Here is a 14816-nt window from a genome sequence, read left to right on the forward strand (position 1 = left end):
CGATATAAGAACAAAGTAGTTGTACCTATTTTGTTTGCCTTTCGTCGGAAGATAGAATGGGTCGTCTTACATACAGATACTACTGAACTCTATATTGTTGTATCCTCTTTGTTGAACGAGAGGAACTGTTTTTGTGAGGGCAGAGACAGGAGAATCCCCCACCTCAAGCTCTTGTAGAGGGAGGTGGGGGTAGTTCAATAAGAAGGAATGAGGGAATTTATATCACAAGTGTATATAATGGAATATATAAGAGGAAGGAAGTATGATGTATTAGCATAGAATAATCTAGGCGAATGACTGTTTTTCTAAAATGAAACGATTTTATTTCCATTCTGGAGAATCTTATCATAAAATGAAAGTACAAGAATCTATTGATTTGTCATATGAGTGGGGAATCCCTTCATAACAATTCCGAATAGGAAGGGAGAGTTGGATTTTGGACATTGAAAGAATTAACGATCATACGATGAAGTTTTTTATTACGTACGTTGATATAGAAGATAGAGGGTTTAATCGAGAAGAGATTTGGTACAATCGTGAACGAAGCGAACAATTGTTTTGGGAAATGATGGATGAAGCTCGCGATCATGATGATTTCTTTATTGATGGGCCACTATGGATCCAAGTACAGGCGATGGATAAAGGCATTGAAGTACTTGTAACGAAAGCGCAGCTTTCAAAAGATGGACAAAAATTAGAATTACCAATAGGTCTAGATAAAATCATTGATATTCCTCTAGATGAGCGGATTGAATCGTTATTTCAACAAGAGTTAGAGGAAGAGATGGAAGCGGGAACAAACTTTAACGAAGATGGAACATTTGGCTTTTTAATTAAATTTGATGATTTTGAAGACGTTATTTCGTTAAGTCATCGTCTTATATTTGAAGATATAAAAGATGAATTGTATTCGTTTGAAGACCGCTATTATGTATATGTTGAATTTGATGAAGTGCTACACGATGAAGAAGAAATTGACCGTATTTTAAGTATTATTTTAGAATATGGGGAAGAGTCTACTTTAACGGTTCACCGTGTAAGTGAGTACGGTAAACAGGTTGTTAAAGAACGCGCACTTGAGACGATTCGCAGTCATTTTCCTCCTAAAACGTAGGCCGATTTCAATATTATGAAATCGGCTTTTTATATGATGGGTATGATAAGAGTAGAAAAGCTATGTAAGTAAGGGGGGTAGGAATGAAAAATACATTAAAGTTACTTTTCTTTTTTCTAGGTTTATTCGCAGTGTTTGTTTCGTTACGGATGTTTATTGATGTAGCATTTTATTCGGATGTTATAGGCATAAAAGATATTTCGTTTTTAGGAATTATAAGTATTGTATTTACTATTTCTGCATTTTTAATTGGCTGTGTTATTTTCTTGGAAAATCGGCATCCATCTAAAACATTGACATGGTTAATTGTACTCGGTATTTTTCCTGTATTTGGTTTCTTTGCGTATTTATTGTTTGGACAAAACTTCCGCAGAAAACGAATGTTTCAAAAGAAGGCTCTTTTGGATGAACAAGCTTTCTTACAGTACAAAGGACATGAAGATTATCAAGAACGCATTTTACAGAATCATAAACATCAAGAACTGCTATTTCATTTAGCGGATCGGCTTGGTGCGTTAAATATTTCATTTCAGACAGAAACAAAAGTGTTAACGAATGGGGATGAAACGTTTCAAGCGATTTTAGCAGGATTGCAAAAAGCGAAGCATCATATCCATATGGAATATTATATTGTACGTGATGACAAGCTTGGTACACAAATTAAAGACATTTTAATTCAGAAGGCGCAGGAAGGTGTTACCGTCCGTTTTTTATATGATGCGGTTGGAAGTTTTAAGCTGTCAAATGCTTATATTGATGAATTAAACGATGCAGGTGTCGAGATGATTCCTTTCTTTCCAGTGCGTTTTCCGATTTTGAACGATAAAATTAATTATCGAAATCATCGAAAAATTGTTGTCATTGATGGGAATGAAGGTTTTGTGGGCGGACTGAATATTGGTGATGAGTATTTAGGGAAAAATAAATATTTTGGATTTTGGCGAGATACGCATTTGTATTTACGAGGTGAGGCCGTTCAAAGCCTGCAGCTCATATTCGTACAAGACTGGTTTTATATGACAGGGGAAGCAGTATTAGCACCTGAATATTTACAGGCGGAAGCAGTGGATGGAGATCATTGGGGCGGTGTCCAACTTGTCGCAGGTGGGCCGGATAATAAATGGGAGACAATTAAGCATCTTTATTTTGCGATGATCGCTTCGGCAAGGAAGTCTATATGGATTGCTACACCTTATTTTATTCCAGATGATGATATTTTATCTGCATTAAAAGTAGCAGCTCTTGCGGGCATTGATGTCCGTTTATTAATGCCGAGTAAACCGGATAAACGAACGGTGTTTTATGCATCAAGGTCTTATTTTCCGGAGTTATTAGATGCAGGGGTAAAGGTATACGAATATGAAAAAGGTTTCCTTCACAGTAAAATTGTCATTGTCGATTCTGATTTAGCATCAATTGGGACAGCGAATATGGATATGAGAAGCTTTCATTTAAACTTTGAGGTGAATGCCTTTTTATATGATACGGATAGTATTCGAAAGCTTGTTAAGGATTTTGAAGAGGATTTGCAAGAATCCAGTGAAATTCATGTGGATCATTTTCATAAACGCCGCCTTCATAGGCGAATTGTAGAATCGGCATATCGTTTATTATCACCTTTATTATGAGGAGGATGTTCTTACAAGGACGTCCTCTTTTTGTCTAAAAAGGAATTTGTAATAAATTGTAGAATACAAAGCGGTATAGAAAGGATGTGGTATTATGTTTGTTGCAAGGAGAGAAAATGGAGGGAAAGTTCACCTTCTTGAAAGCCGCAATGAAAAGGAGCTACTTGCAATGCGAAAGAAGGAACGCTTTTTTTGCCCGATTTGCAGGCGAGAGGTGCAGCTCAAGTTAGGGAAGCAAAAGAGATGGCATTTTGCTCATAAAAAATTAAATCAGTGCCTCGTTTCATCTGAGCCTGAATCCGCTTATCATATGCGCGGGAAGGAACAGTTATATAGATGGCTCAAGTCGCAAGGATTTCATGTAAAAATCGAACATTACCTCCCAGAGATTCGCCAAAGACCCGATCTGTTTATTGAAATGAAAGGAAGACGGATTGCAATTGAATATCAATGTGCCTCTTTATCCACTGAGCAGTTATTAAAACGAACGCGTTCCTATTGGGAAATAGGGATACAAATCATTTGGATATTAGGTGGAAATCAACTGAAAAGGCACTCTGCTTATTGGATCTCATTATCCTCGTTTCATTTTCTCTGCATACAATCTTATCCTCAGCCTTCACTTCTCTTTTTTTGTCCAAATAAAAAATCATTTCTGAAATGCGAACTTCTTACTCCGTTTTCTGCAAAGGTTTATTTTTCACAGATCATGTATTTCCCGGTACGTACCGTTACTTTTGAGAAACTCTTTTGCCAAGCACCAATTACGAAAGAACGATTGGAGCGGGAATGGCAGAATAAAAAGACCTACTTTCGAACGAATGTCCTTCCAATATGGAATTATAGTCATAAATTACTTTTACATCTTCTATATCAATATCACCTGTCTCCCTCTTGTTTTCCATCTGAAATTGGTGTTCCTCTTCCATCTGCATTTGCATTTCAAACACATCCTTTTGTATGGCAGGCTTTTCTTTGTATAGACTTTATTGGCAAATTTAAAATTGGAGAATATTTTTCATTACATGCTGTTTTTTACTATGTAAATAAAAAGCGTAGTATTCAAAGGCGCGCGTTACCGTATTTTTCGCAAAATGTATGGCAATTGGCAATCATAGAGTATGTAACGTTTTTATGTAAAGTAGGAATGATTGAAAAAGTGGATGTGCATAAGTATCGAAAAACGAGACAATTTGCAATGCCAAAAACAGAGGGAGAAATAAAGGAATATGATGCGCTTTGTTTGTCACATGCACTATCTTTGTTTGAAACAAAGTACAACATGGGAAAAGGAAAAGCGGATATAATAAAGGGGTATCCTGAAGGAATTACATAAGAAGAATCGAATTGTAGTATGTAGAGATTAATAAGGAGGGTTTATTTTATGTCTGATCCAAAAACAACAAAAACACTGCCGGAACGTAGTGAAATTGAAGAAGTAAATACATGGCGCTTGGAGGATATTTTCCAAACTGATGAAGAATGGGAAAAAGAATTTCAAGCAGTAAAAGAATTACTACCAAAGTTAACTGAATTTAAGGGGAAACTTGGTGATTCTGCTGATTCATTATTAGAAGCTTTACAATATGAAGATGAAGTCTCAATGAGATTAGGAAAATTATATACATATGCTCATATGCGTTACGATCAAGATACAACAAATTCTGCTTATCAAGCGCTAAATGATCGAGCAACAAACTTATATTCTCAAGCGTCCAGCAGCATGGCGTATATCGTTCCTGAAATTTTAACAATTTCAGAAGAACAATTACAGTCGTTCTTACAAGAAAATAAAGAATTAAGTGTGTATGAACATGCGTTAGAAGAAATTACACGTCAGCGTCCGCATGTACTGTCAGAGGCGGAAGAAGCATTGTTAGCAGAAGCATCTGAAGTTATGAGTGCATCAAGTAATACATTTGGTATGCTTAATAATGCGGATTTAAAATTCCCATCTATTAAAGATGAAAATGGTGAAGAAGTAGAAGTAACACATGGCCGTTATATTCAATTTTTAGAAAGCGATGATCGTCGTGTTCGTCATGATGCATTCCATGCTGTTTTTGAAACGTATGGGAAATATAAAAATACATTTGCAAGCACACTTAGTGGTGCAGTGAAACGTAATAATTTCAACGCGCGCGTTCGTAAATACGATTCTGCACGCCAAGCTGCGTTAAGCAATAATAACATACCTGAAACAGTATATGACCAACTTGTCGAGACAGTAAATGATAACTTACATTTATTGCACCGTTATATTGATATTCGTAAACGTGCACTAGGCCTTGATGAACTGCATATGTACGATTTATATACACCACTTGTACCAGAAGTGAAAATGAATGTGAAATATGAAGAGGCACAAGAGATTCTGTTGAAATCTTTAAACGTCCTTGGTGATGAGTATGTTGAGATTTTGAAAGAAGCATATGAAAATCGCTGGGTAGATGTATATGAAAACAAAGGAAAACGAAGCGGTGCGTATTCATCTGGTGCATATGGAACAAATCCGTATATTTTAATGAACTGGCATGATAATGTAAATAATTTATTTACACTTGCACATGAGTTTGGTCATTCTGTGCATAGCTACTATACAAGAAAAACACAGCCACATGTATATGGTGACTATTCCATATTCGTTGCGGAAGTTGCATCAACTTGTAACGAAGCAATTTTAAATGATTACTTATTAAAAACGACAGAAGATAAGAAAGAACGTTTATATTTATTAAATCATTATTTAGAAGGATTCCGCGGAACTGTATTTCGTCAAACGATGTTTGCTGAATTTGAACATATCATTCATAAAAAGGTACAAGAAGGCCATGCAGTAACGCCAGATATGTTAACAGAGATTTACTATGATTTAAATAAAAGATACTTTGGCGATGCTTTAGTCATCGATAAAGAAATTGGTTTAGAGTGGTCTCGTATTCCGCACTTCTATTACAACTATTATGTTTATCAATATGCAACAGGATTTAGTGCGGCAACAGCCTTATCAAAGCAAATTTTAGAAGAAGGACAACCAGCAGTAGAACGTTATATTAACGAATTCTTAAAAGCTGGAAGCTCCGACTATCCAATTGAAGTATTGAAAAAAGCAGGAGTAGATATGGCATCACCAGAGCCTGTTAAAGAGGCATTACAAGTATTTGAAGAAAAGTTAAATGAATTAGAAGCGCTATTATTTGAAGGTAAATAATAGCGAAAGAGGGAAGGCGAGAGTGGAATTTCTCGCCTTCTTTCTTTTTAAAAACCTTTGAATCGCTTTCTATGATTGAAATAAGAGAGGCCAATAACAATGACTGCAAACAAAAGTGGCAAGGCAATCATCTTTGGAAATGCTTGTAATAGTGAAAGAATGTACAGAAAAAAAGAAATACAAATGCCAAATAGTAGAAAGAAGATATGTGTTTTTTTCATAAAATCCCTCCTAAAAAGCTTCTTTTCATAGCTTATTCAGTAATGAAAACGTTTAGAATGTGACAAAAGTGTGAAATTCGACAAAAAGGCTTGTCATCTGACGTCGAATCTTGTAATATAATAAGCGTGAACGAATTCACATACAAACATATACCCCTTTGTTTGAACGTGAAAATTTCTCCCATCCCCTTTAATATTTTTATAAGCCGTAAAGAAAAAGACCTGGTGTTTACACCAGGTCTTTTTCTTTTGCAATCCATTTCCAATAACGTTCGCATTTCACTTCAATCATTCGTACTTTTCTTTTTAATGACAATTTTTTTAGTTCTCGTTCTATTTCTTGCTCTGAGCAGTTATAAATAAATGCAATTTCTTTTGATGACATAAATTGGACCATTTCTAATAAGAATTCCAGTGGTGGTAAAGGTGCTGGCTCAATGTCACATTTTACAATTTCTTTTAAGAGTTGTACGTACACATCATACGAATAAATTCCTGCAATTTTAATGCCCTCTTCATCTGAATTTGCATGAAAGAATACGAGAGAAGGGATTTCGGTAATGTGCATTTCGTTTGTGAACTTTAAATCGCACTGAAATGCTTTTTTTGCACTAATCGAATGCAAATCTTTTTTAAATTCCTCTACATCAATGCCGCTTTGCTGTGCGCATGCAAGTAGTGATTGCAAATCTGGTTTTGATATATTTTCAAGAAAAATGTATTCTTGAAGTTTCCGTAAAAATTTCGAACCTGCTTTTCGACCTTGCAACTCAGCTGCTTTAATTGCCATAGAAACTAAATACGGTGTAGATGAGGCGTCTTGCATATGTACTTTTCCATCGCATGAAAAGCCGTGCAAACTTGTTGTCTTTTCCCACACAAATCGAATATTAGCAGGTTTATTCCATTTGTGTGGGGAGGCGATTGCCCCTTCCACTTTGCCGGTTAATATGTGCCGAATCGAAAAATATTTTCCGTATTCGAGCCATAATTTAATGATGACTGGTTCGATTTCCCAGCAATCTTTGCAAAGTGGATCAATAAACAAATAGGCTTCCACAGATTTATGTTCGCATTTGGAAAGAGAAGGAATGCGCATATGCTTTGCTTCCTGTTTATCCATTACGCTTCACCTGTTTCGTTTGGAGTGTTGACCATATGCTGCGCAGTTAATGCTAAACGTTCAAAAACAAATTCTCGAATCTGCCCTTGTACTCCTGTATCTTCCATTGCTTGCTCCATACATGCTAACCAGGCTTTCGCGCGCTTTGGTGTAATCTCAAAAGGGAGATGGCGTGCTCTTAGCATAGGGTGACCATGTTCCTCTGTATACAAATTCGGCCCACCTAAATACTGCGTTAGAAATTGCTTCTGCTTCCTGGCTGTTTCTGTCAAATCGTCTGGGAAGATGGGAGATAAGTCAGGGTGTTTACTGACATAGGAATAAAACGTATCGACTAATGCTGCAATGCCTTGTTCACCGCTAATTGCTTCAAATGGTGTCATCGGTTGCTTGTTCATCCTGTATAAACTCCTTTTTCCATCAAATGTATATCTATTGTAGCAATGGATTGTCACGAAGAGCAACTAAACAGCTCTTGTGTAATCCTTTGCCCATTTTTTCCTTAAGATAAAGCTAAATATAAGTGCAACATTGGTAAAGGTGAACCATTAGTAGGAAAAGCACCTACTGATGGAAGCTTCATTTTACCCAGCTACTCACAATCAGTAACCTTCCTTTTCAAAGAAGAAAAAACAAAGAGGGAAGGACTGACCGTAAGAGCCCGATTGGTGAGGGCTTTCCATCAGTGAGAAAAAACTTCTACTAATGGAAGTTTCACTTTAGCGTGCTTTGTTTTGTTTGGCAAGAAAAAAGCGTTGCACTTTATTTTTTGTATGGCGAACAGGTATATGGTATTTGTTCAATAAATTGAGGAAATCAGCTTTGCCCGCTGCTTCATCTTGTACTTCATATTCAAGTTCATAATCATCGTGATTGTAATAGAAACTATGATCAAATACAAGTGTGCCGCCCTTAAATGTAGTTTCTGCTCGTTCTGTTGTTAAGCTTCCCATATAAGCTAAAGTAGAAACAGGGATTTGCAGGGCATGTAGTTGATCTGCTACAGGGCCTGGAATGAGCCCATTTGTTTCCATCATTAGTTGTGCTTCTCGTGCTGTTAAAGGTTGATGAGTTTCCAGTAACCCAATTTCAGCTGGTTGTTTTAAAGTTAATGTATAAGCTCCGTCTTTATGACGAATACGAAGAGCAGAGCCTGCTGCTTTTAAAGAAAAATGAGGTGTTTCAAAATAATGATTCACTTGTTTTGTAAATGATTCGATAGAAAACACATCGCATAATGCTTGAAATTCTTCTTCTGTGACCATATTTTTAAATTCAATTTCAATTTCTTGTGTCATTGTATAAGCTCCTTCTTAAGAGTAATTCTTTAGACATTATCGCTTTTTCGCAAATTTGGTTCAATGTTTTATTTGTTTGCGTCTATGTTATGATACAATAATAGTGTGAAGTAAGACAGGAAGTTGATATGGAGGAGTTAGAGCATGCAAAATAAAATCCAAGTTAAGAGCGTAGAAGAAAGAGAGAATGCTCTTATTTTTTGTGCGGAAAATATTGAAATACAAGTGGAGGAGTTAAAGGCGCGTAATCACGTACTTGTAGACTCAGATCATTTATCATTTTTATATATTTTAGAAAACGAATCAGCGTTCATTTATGTGAGTATTCCGCATACATGTTGGGAAGCAATGCACAGTGCAATGAAGAATGATAAAGCAATGTTTGTTCGTGTAAATAATACTGAAATTGAATTAGCACAATTGAAAGAAGAAGTGGAATATTTAATTGAAAATATTGAAGGTAATGCAAATTACGGAGAAGAACTTGTAACGACTGTAGAAAAGATATTTCTATAAGCAAATGGATTGACTTTGGTGGTGGTTGAAATGAATCGTAATTGGGAAGAATTTTTAGCGCCGTACCACCAAGCGGTGGCAGAGCTAAAAGTGAAATTAAAAGGAATGCGTTCTCAGTTTACAATGTTAACAGAACACTCTCCGATCGAGTTTGTAACAGGTCGGGTAAAGTCGGTTGCAAGTATTATTGATAAGGCGGAAAAGAGAAATGTACCGCTTGACCGACTCGGAGAAGAAATGCAGGACATCGCTGGTCTTCGGATGATGTGTCAATTTGTTGATGAGATTAAGCCTGTTGTCGAATATCTTCGAAAACGAAATGACTTTGAAATTGTGGAAGAACGAGATTATGTGACGCAAAAGAAAGAAAGTGGTTATCGTTCGTATCACGTTGTAATTAGTTATCCTGTTCAAACGATTTGTGGAGAGAAAAAAGTATTAGTTGAAATTCAAATTCGAACATTAGCAATGAATTTTTGGGCAACAATTGAGCATTCTTTAAATTACAAATATAGTGGGCGTTTTCCAGAAGATATTAAAGTGCGCCTTCAGCGTGCGGCAGAAGCAGCATTTTTATTAGATGAAGAAATGTCTTCGATTCGTCTTGAAATTCAAGAAGCACAAAAGGTTTTTTCGCGCAAACAAGAAGCGAAAGAATCCGAATCATAAACTAAAGGGTGTTAGGCGATGAAATTTGCAATTATGTCAAAGGGAGATCAATCATCAAACGCACTTGCAAGTACAATGACAGATTACTTGCAAGATTTTGGGTTTACAATGGATGAGGCGGAACCCGATATTGTAATTTCTGTTGGGGGGGATGGGACGCTCTTATACGCGTTTCATCGTTACTATAATCGATTAGATGAGACAGCTTTTGTTGGTGTACATACGGGACATTTAGGGTTCTATGCAGATTGGTTGCCAACAGAAGTAGAAAAACTTGTGATTGCAATTGCGAAAACACCGTTTCAAGTGGTGGAATATCCGCTTTTAGAAGTCATTATTCGCTATGTGAATGGAAGTAAGGAATCGCAGTATTTAGCAATGAATGAAGCGACAGTAAAAAGCGCAGAAGGAACATTAGTAACAGAGGTGGAAATTCGCGGAGAATATTTTGAAACGTTCCGCGGGGACGGTCTTTGTATTTCTACTCCTTCTGGAAGTACAGCCTATAATAAAGCGCTAGGCGGAGCAATCATTCATCCTTCGATTGAAGCGATACAAATTGCGGAAATGGCTTCGATTAATAACCGTGTGTTCCGTACAGTCGGTTCACCGCTTGTTTTACCGAAGCACCATACATGTGTTTTAAAGCCATCGGCAGGAATGAATTTACAAATTACGGTCGATCATTTAACGATGGTTCATCAAGACGTAAAGTCAATTCAATACCGCGTTGCAAACGAGAAGGTGAGATTCGTTCGTTTTCGCCCATTCCCATTTTGGAAACGTGTTCGAGATTCGTTTGTTGCGGATGAATAGAGAGGGTTTATGTATTTGAGAAGATTTACATTAAAATGGTGTATGACAGAAGCAGAGAAGGGAATGCTCATTCGGGAATTTCTAAAAACGAAAGGGATTTCTAAAGCTGCTTTGACAGATATAAAGTTTCAAGGTGGGGCAATTGAAGTTGACGGTAAGCATGCGACGGTTCGGCACGTATTACAGGCCGAGGAAGAATTGCAAGTGTTTTTTCCGGTTGAGGAGAGAAGTGAAGGAATGCTGGCTGAAAATATTCCGTTGACTGTCATGTATGAGGATGAATCCGTACTGGTAATCAATAAAGAACCATACATGTCAACCATTCCGTCAAGGGAACATCCGGCAGGAAGTGTTGCGAATGCGCTTCTTTATCATTATGACAGGCAGAATCTTGCAAGTACGGTGCATATTGTAACGAGACTGGACCGTGATACGTCAGGACTTATGCTGATTGCGAAAAACCGTTTCATTCACCATCTTTTATCAAAACAGCATCAGCAAAAACAAGTGAAACGAGCATATGAAGCCATTGTTCATGGAGAATTGCTAGAAGAGTCGGGAACGATTGATGCGCCAATTGGAAGAAAAGGCGATAGCATTATTGAACGAATGGTATGTGAAGACGGTCAAAAAGCAGTTACGCATTTTCAGGTGATAGAGAGATTTCCTGATAAAACAAGAGTCTCACTGCAGTTAGAAACAGGAAGAACACATCAAATTCGTGTACATATGGCATATTTAGGCCATCCGCTATTAGGGGATGACTTGTATGGGGGAAGTAAGTCGCAGATGAAACGACAAGCGCTCCATAGTACGAGTTTAACCTTCTATCATCCTATTTTAGAAAAACAGATAAAATTTCATGCGGATGTGCCAGAAGATATGAAAGAATTATTAAAATAAGCTGCCTTCACATGAGGGCAGCTTTATATTTTAGTTATGTAATTGGACGAAATTTCTCAGGCACAAACGGCATCGAAGAAGGAACTGAAATCGTCTCCATCTCTGGATAGCGCAGCCCTGTTAGTTTCCCGCCAAAAACAGCTCCTGTATCAATATTTACCGTATGATTGACAAAACGAGGTTCTGCCACAGGAGTGTGACCATACACAATCCAAGCTTCTCCTTCATAATGCTTCGCCCAATCACGGCGGACAGGTGAACCATCAGGATGTTTTTCTCCAGTAATGTCCCCATATAATACGAAAGTTTGGACTTTCTTATCACTTCTTCCGATATAATCTTGGCGAATACCAGCGTGACAGACGATGAGTTTTTTGTTATCACGCACATGATAGAGAGGTGACTGTTCGTAAAGATCGATAAATTTTTTCTGTACTATTTTTTGTTCGCGAGTTTGAAGGGCTTCATATTCAGCGACGGTTGTTTCTAATCCGTGTGCGATTGTTACGTTACGTCCGATGAAAAATCGGTACAACTTATTACAATGATTTCCCGGAGCGTAATAAGCTTCTTTTTTATTTATTACAAGCTCCCATACAATTTCAATCATTTTTAGGGATGCTGGACCACGGTCAGTAATATCTCCGACAAAAGCAAGTTGTCTCTTCTCTGGATGGATAGGAAGACCGCTATCCCAGTTATAACCGAGCTGCTCTGTTAACGTTTGAAACTCTTCTAAACAGCCGTGTATATCTCCGATAATATCATACTGCATTTTATAACCTCCATCTCAGTTTTTTCTTAGTATACCTAAATTGGATATAGAAAAAACCATACCCACTGGATATGGTCTAATCAAACATAAACGTTTTTGTTCGCGATCGTACGTTCAGTACAAAGCCAATCGCAATCATATATGTCAGTAAGGAACTACCGCCATAACTCATAAGAGGAAGAGTAATCCCCGTAATTGGAAGTAGTCCAATTGTCATCCCAATATTTTGGAATACCTGGAATGTAAACATTCCAATCGTTCCTGCACATAAATAGCTACCGAATGGATCATTACTTTCTAAAGCGATATGAATCATTCGATAAATAAGGAGGAAGAAAAGTGAAATAACAACACTTGCTCCTAAAAATCCAAATTGCTCAGCAATGTTTGTGAAAATAAAATCGGTATGCGGTTCTGGGAAGTATACTTGCCCATTCTCCCAGCCCTTTCCGTGCAGTTCACCTGATCCGGTTGCTAAAACAGCTTGCCTTAACTGATATCCTTGCGTTTCATATTCATAAGGTGCTAACCAGCCGTAGAAACGATCTAATTGATATTCTTTTAAAATATGTTCTTTAAAGAATGCTGTATGCGCAAAGTAAGTGTACGTTAACGCAGAACCAGCTGCTATAACAAGTGTAGCTAAACCGAAAATAAAGCGCCAGCGTATACCTGAAACTAAAATCATCGCGGCGAGCATCGCTGAAATAACCATTGTATTTCCTAAGTCTGGTTCTTTCGCAATTAAAAGTAGTGGTGGTAAACTTGCGCCAAATATTTTGCCGAGTAAAATGAGATCCTCACGCGGCGTCCGAAACGGATACTTTTCATTATGATTGACGATAATGCGGCCAACGACAATGATTAAAAATAACTTCATAATCTCGGAAGGCTGGAAATTACCAAGGCCTGGAACACTGTACCAAGCAGTAGCCCCTTTAATTGTTACAGCTCCAGGAACTTTTAATTCAAGTCCAATAAGTAAAATCATCGCAAATCCATACAAGTACCAAGCGATTTGTTTATATCGGTCAAAATCAATAACCATAATCGCAAAAATTGCGATGGCCCCAATGACATACCATTGAATTTGTTTCGCAACAAAGTTTACCTGTTGTAAAGCCGGTGGTAAAGATGGTTGTGCACTTGCGATAGCAAAACAACTCACAGCCCCGATTACGAGTACAATCAGGATTAATATGTAATCTATTCGATATTGAGAATTCTTATCTTTCAACGTACGTAGTCCTTTCTATTGCTCTTTGCGTAATACAAAAAAAGACGCTATTACCATATTAGCGGATTTTGGATGGTTTGCAAATATGTTGTTTGGATTTTGAGTGTGAGATGTTAGATTATATAGATATAAATTGAGAAACTGAGATAAAACCTTTCTTTTTTAGATGGGAGAGAGGATCTGGCTATACATAGAAGCGGTCAGGGCCTATTTTCGCCCCGTGCCAAGTTTAAAACAAAGGGAGTGAGAGCGGTTCCCTTTTATTCTTCATAGCCGTGATTTATCCAGCAAGTACTTTTAAATAGAGGAAATAAAGATTGAGCTTTCGTAGTAGCAGGAAAGTGAAAGAGCAAAAGAGAAGTAAAGAACCAGTCATACTAATAATTTTGTTTTGCCTTATTTTGAATTTGTGATATGATATAAATATATTACCAGGTACTAATAACTGATGTTATTTAATAAATTTAGGGGGATAAATAAATGAATCTTCTCAACTTAAAAGGAAAAAACATTATCATAATGGGAGTTGCGAACCAACGAAGCATCGCTTGGGGTATCGCTCGTTCACTACACGAGGCAGGAGCAAACTTAATTTTCACATATGCAGGTGAGCGTCTAGAAAAAAACGTACGTGATCTAGCAGAATCATTAGAAGGACAAAAATCACTTGTGTTACCATGTGATGTAACAAACGATGAAGATATCGCGCGTTGCTTCCAGTCTATTAAAGAAGAAGTTGGAGTTGTTCACGGATTAGCACACTGCATCGCATTCGCAAATCGTGATGACTTAAAAGGTGAGTTCGTTGATACATCTCGCGACGGCTTTTTACTTGCACAAAACATTAGCTCATTCTCATTAACAGCTGTAGCAAGAGCAGCGAAGCCATTAATGACAGAAGGCGGTAGCATCGTTACATTAACATACCTTGGCGGAGAGCGCGTTGTAGCAAACTACAATGTAATGGGCGTTGCAAAAGCATCACTAGACGCAAGTGTAAGATACTTAGCAAACGACTTAGGTCAGCACAACATTCGCGTAAACTCTGTATCAGCAGGACCAATCCGTACGTTATCAGCAAAAGGTGTTGGCGACTTTAACAGCATCTTAAAACAAATCGAAGAACGCGCACCACTTCGTCGTAACGTAACACAAGAGGAAGTTGGTAACACAGCGTTATTCTTATTCAGTGACTTAGCAAGCGGTGTGACTGGTGAGAACATTCATGTGGATTCTGGGTATCATATTTTAGGGTAATGAAGAATTAGAGTTGAAATTAGATGTAATATTTTAGGTGGAAAAGCA

Annotated in this window: 15 protein-coding genes; 9 read left to right on the plus strand and 6 right to left on the minus strand. The window is 37.4% G+C overall.

The window, feature by feature from the left end:
* The first annotated feature begins 436 nt into the window (after nucleotides 1-436).
* From mecA to pepF, 4 genes are all read left to right on the plus strand, one after another.
* A complete protein-coding gene (mecA, locus tag JDS96_RS12505) occupies nucleotides 437-1114 on the plus strand; it encodes an adaptor protein MecA (protein WP_199667021.1) in 678 nt (225 codons plus the stop codon).
* An 83-nt stretch (nucleotides 1115-1197) separates the two neighbouring features.
* Entirely contained in the window at nucleotides 1198-2742 is a 1545-nt protein-coding gene (gene cls / locus JDS96_RS12510; protein ID WP_003195932.1) for a cardiolipin synthase, read from the plus strand.
* 94 nt (nucleotides 2743-2836) lie between these two features.
* Nucleotides 2837-4078, plus strand: coding sequence for a competence protein CoiA (locus JDS96_RS12515; protein ID WP_199667022.1), 1242 nt, complete (start codon nucleotides 2837-2839; stop codon nucleotides 4076-4078).
* A gap of 48 nt (nucleotides 4079-4126) precedes the next feature.
* Nucleotides 4127-5953: an oligoendopeptidase F gene (gene pepF, locus JDS96_RS12520; protein WP_199667023.1), complete on the plus strand. Its 1827-nt coding sequence runs from the start codon at nucleotides 4127-4129 to the stop codon at nucleotides 5951-5953.
* A 47-nt stretch (nucleotides 5954-6000) separates the two neighbouring features.
* Here pepF and JDS96_RS12525 read toward each other — a convergent pair whose 3' ends face one another.
* The 4 genes from JDS96_RS12525 to JDS96_RS12540 form a co-directional block, all read right to left on the minus strand.
* Nucleotides 6001-6174: a hypothetical protein gene (locus JDS96_RS12525; protein ID WP_006093954.1), complete on the minus strand. Its 174-nt coding sequence runs from the start codon at nucleotides 6172-6174 to the stop codon at nucleotides 6001-6003.
* 229 nt (nucleotides 6175-6403) lie between these two features.
* Entirely contained in the window at nucleotides 6404-7297 is an 894-nt protein-coding gene (locus tag JDS96_RS12530) for a ClpXP adapter SpxH family protein (protein WP_006093953.1), read from the minus strand.
* The gene (locus JDS96_RS12535; RefSeq protein WP_199667024.1) at nucleotides 7297-7695 is read right to left on the minus strand and encodes a globin domain-containing protein; all 399 of its coding nucleotides are present in this window, start codon (nucleotides 7693-7695) and stop codon (nucleotides 7297-7299) included. The genes JDS96_RS12530 and JDS96_RS12535 overlap by 1 nt, the downstream gene beginning before the upstream one ends.
* Nucleotides 7696-8016: 321 nt before the next feature.
* Nucleotides 8017-8595, minus strand: coding sequence for a CYTH domain-containing protein (locus tag JDS96_RS12540; RefSeq protein WP_006093952.1), 579 nt, complete (start codon nucleotides 8593-8595; stop codon nucleotides 8017-8019).
* 144 nt (nucleotides 8596-8739) lie between these two features.
* Between JDS96_RS12540 and JDS96_RS12545 the strand changes: the two genes are divergently transcribed.
* Genes JDS96_RS12545 through JDS96_RS12560 form a run of 4 tightly spaced genes read left to right on the plus strand, consistent with a single transcriptional unit; the run spans nucleotide 8740 to nucleotide 11499 of the window.
* Complete coding sequence (locus tag JDS96_RS12545; protein ID WP_199667025.1) at nucleotides 8740-9111, plus strand: UPF0738 family protein; 372 nt, start codon at nucleotides 8740-8742, stop codon at nucleotides 9109-9111.
* A gap of 30 nt (nucleotides 9112-9141) precedes the next feature.
* Nucleotides 9142-9780, plus strand: coding sequence for a GTP diphosphokinase (gene yjbM, locus JDS96_RS12550; protein ID WP_016113795.1), 639 nt, complete (start codon nucleotides 9142-9144; stop codon nucleotides 9778-9780).
* Nucleotides 9781-9798: 18 nt separating this feature from the next.
* Nucleotides 9799-10596, plus strand: coding sequence for an NAD kinase (locus JDS96_RS12555; protein WP_199667026.1), 798 nt, complete (start codon nucleotides 9799-9801; stop codon nucleotides 10594-10596).
* Between the two features lie 15 nt (nucleotides 10597-10611).
* Entirely contained in the window at nucleotides 10612-11499 is an 888-nt protein-coding gene (locus JDS96_RS12560; RefSeq protein WP_199667027.1) for an RluA family pseudouridine synthase, read from the plus strand.
* Nucleotides 11500-11533: 34 nt separating this feature from the next.
* On the opposite strand, the gene prpE is transcribed toward JDS96_RS12560, so the two are convergent.
* Both prpE and JDS96_RS12570 read right to left on the minus strand, forming a co-directional pair.
* Nucleotides 11534-12274 carry a bis(5'-nucleosyl)-tetraphosphatase PrpE gene (gene prpE / locus JDS96_RS12565; protein WP_199667028.1) on the minus strand — a complete coding sequence of 247 codons (741 nt, stop codon included), beginning with the start codon at nucleotides 12272-12274 and terminating at the stop codon, nucleotides 11534-11536.
* Nucleotides 12275-12350: 76 nt separating this feature from the next.
* On the minus strand, nucleotides 12351-13511 hold the full coding sequence (locus JDS96_RS12570; RefSeq protein WP_098205916.1) for an FtsW/RodA/SpoVE family cell cycle protein: 1161 nt from the start codon (nucleotides 13509-13511) through the stop codon (nucleotides 12351-12353).
* A gap of 480 nt (nucleotides 13512-13991) precedes the next feature.
* Here JDS96_RS12570 and fabI point away from each other — a divergent pair, with 480 nt between their 5' ends.
* The gene (gene fabI, locus JDS96_RS12575) at nucleotides 13992-14768 is read left to right on the plus strand and encodes an enoyl-ACP reductase FabI (RefSeq protein ID WP_199667029.1); all 777 of its coding nucleotides are present in this window, start codon (nucleotides 13992-13994) and stop codon (nucleotides 14766-14768) included.
* Nucleotides 14769-14816 lie beyond the last annotated feature (48 nt).

Source organism: Bacillus cereus group sp. N21, assembly GCF_016483395.1.
Lineage (GTDB): Bacteria > Bacillota > Bacilli > Bacillales > Bacillaceae_G > Bacillus_A > Bacillus_A pseudomycoides.

Bases quoted from the DNA above. Each gene is read 5' to 3' on its own strand.
- cls (WP_003195932.1), top strand. From the start codon at position 1,198: ATGAAAAATACATTAAAGTTACTTTTCTTTTTTCTAGGTTTATTCGCA.
- JDS96_RS12515 (WP_199667022.1), top strand. From the start codon at position 2,837: ATGTTTGTTGCAAGGAGAGAAAATGGAGGGAAAGTTCACCTTCTTGAA.
- pepF (WP_199667023.1), top strand. From the start codon at position 4,127: ATGTCTGATCCAAAAACAACAAAAACACTGCCGGAACGTAGTGAAATT.
- JDS96_RS12525 (WP_006093954.1), bottom strand. From the start codon at position 6,174: ATGAAAAAAACACATATCTTCTTTCTACTATTTGGCATTTGTATTTCT.
- JDS96_RS12530 (WP_006093953.1), bottom strand. From the start codon at position 7,297: ATGGATAAACAGGAAGCAAAGCATATGCGCATTCCTTCTCTTTCCAAA.
- JDS96_RS12535 (WP_199667024.1), bottom strand. From the start codon at position 7,695: ATGAACAAGCAACCGATGACACCATTTGAAGCAATTAGCGGTGAACAA.
- JDS96_RS12540 (WP_006093952.1), bottom strand. From the start codon at position 8,595: ATGACACAAGAAATTGAAATTGAATTTAAAAATATGGTCACAGAAGAA.
- JDS96_RS12545 (WP_199667025.1), top strand. From the start codon at position 8,740: ATGCAAAATAAAATCCAAGTTAAGAGCGTAGAAGAAAGAGAGAATGCT.
- yjbM (WP_016113795.1), top strand. From the start codon at position 9,142: ATGAATCGTAATTGGGAAGAATTTTTAGCGCCGTACCACCAAGCGGTG.
- JDS96_RS12555 (WP_199667026.1), top strand. From the start codon at position 9,799: ATGAAATTTGCAATTATGTCAAAGGGAGATCAATCATCAAACGCACTT.
- prpE (WP_199667028.1), bottom strand. From the start codon at position 12,274: ATGCAGTATGATATTATCGGAGATATACACGGCTGTTTAGAAGAGTTT.
- fabI (WP_199667029.1), top strand. From the start codon at position 13,992: ATGAATCTTCTCAACTTAAAAGGAAAAAACATTATCATAATGGGAGTT.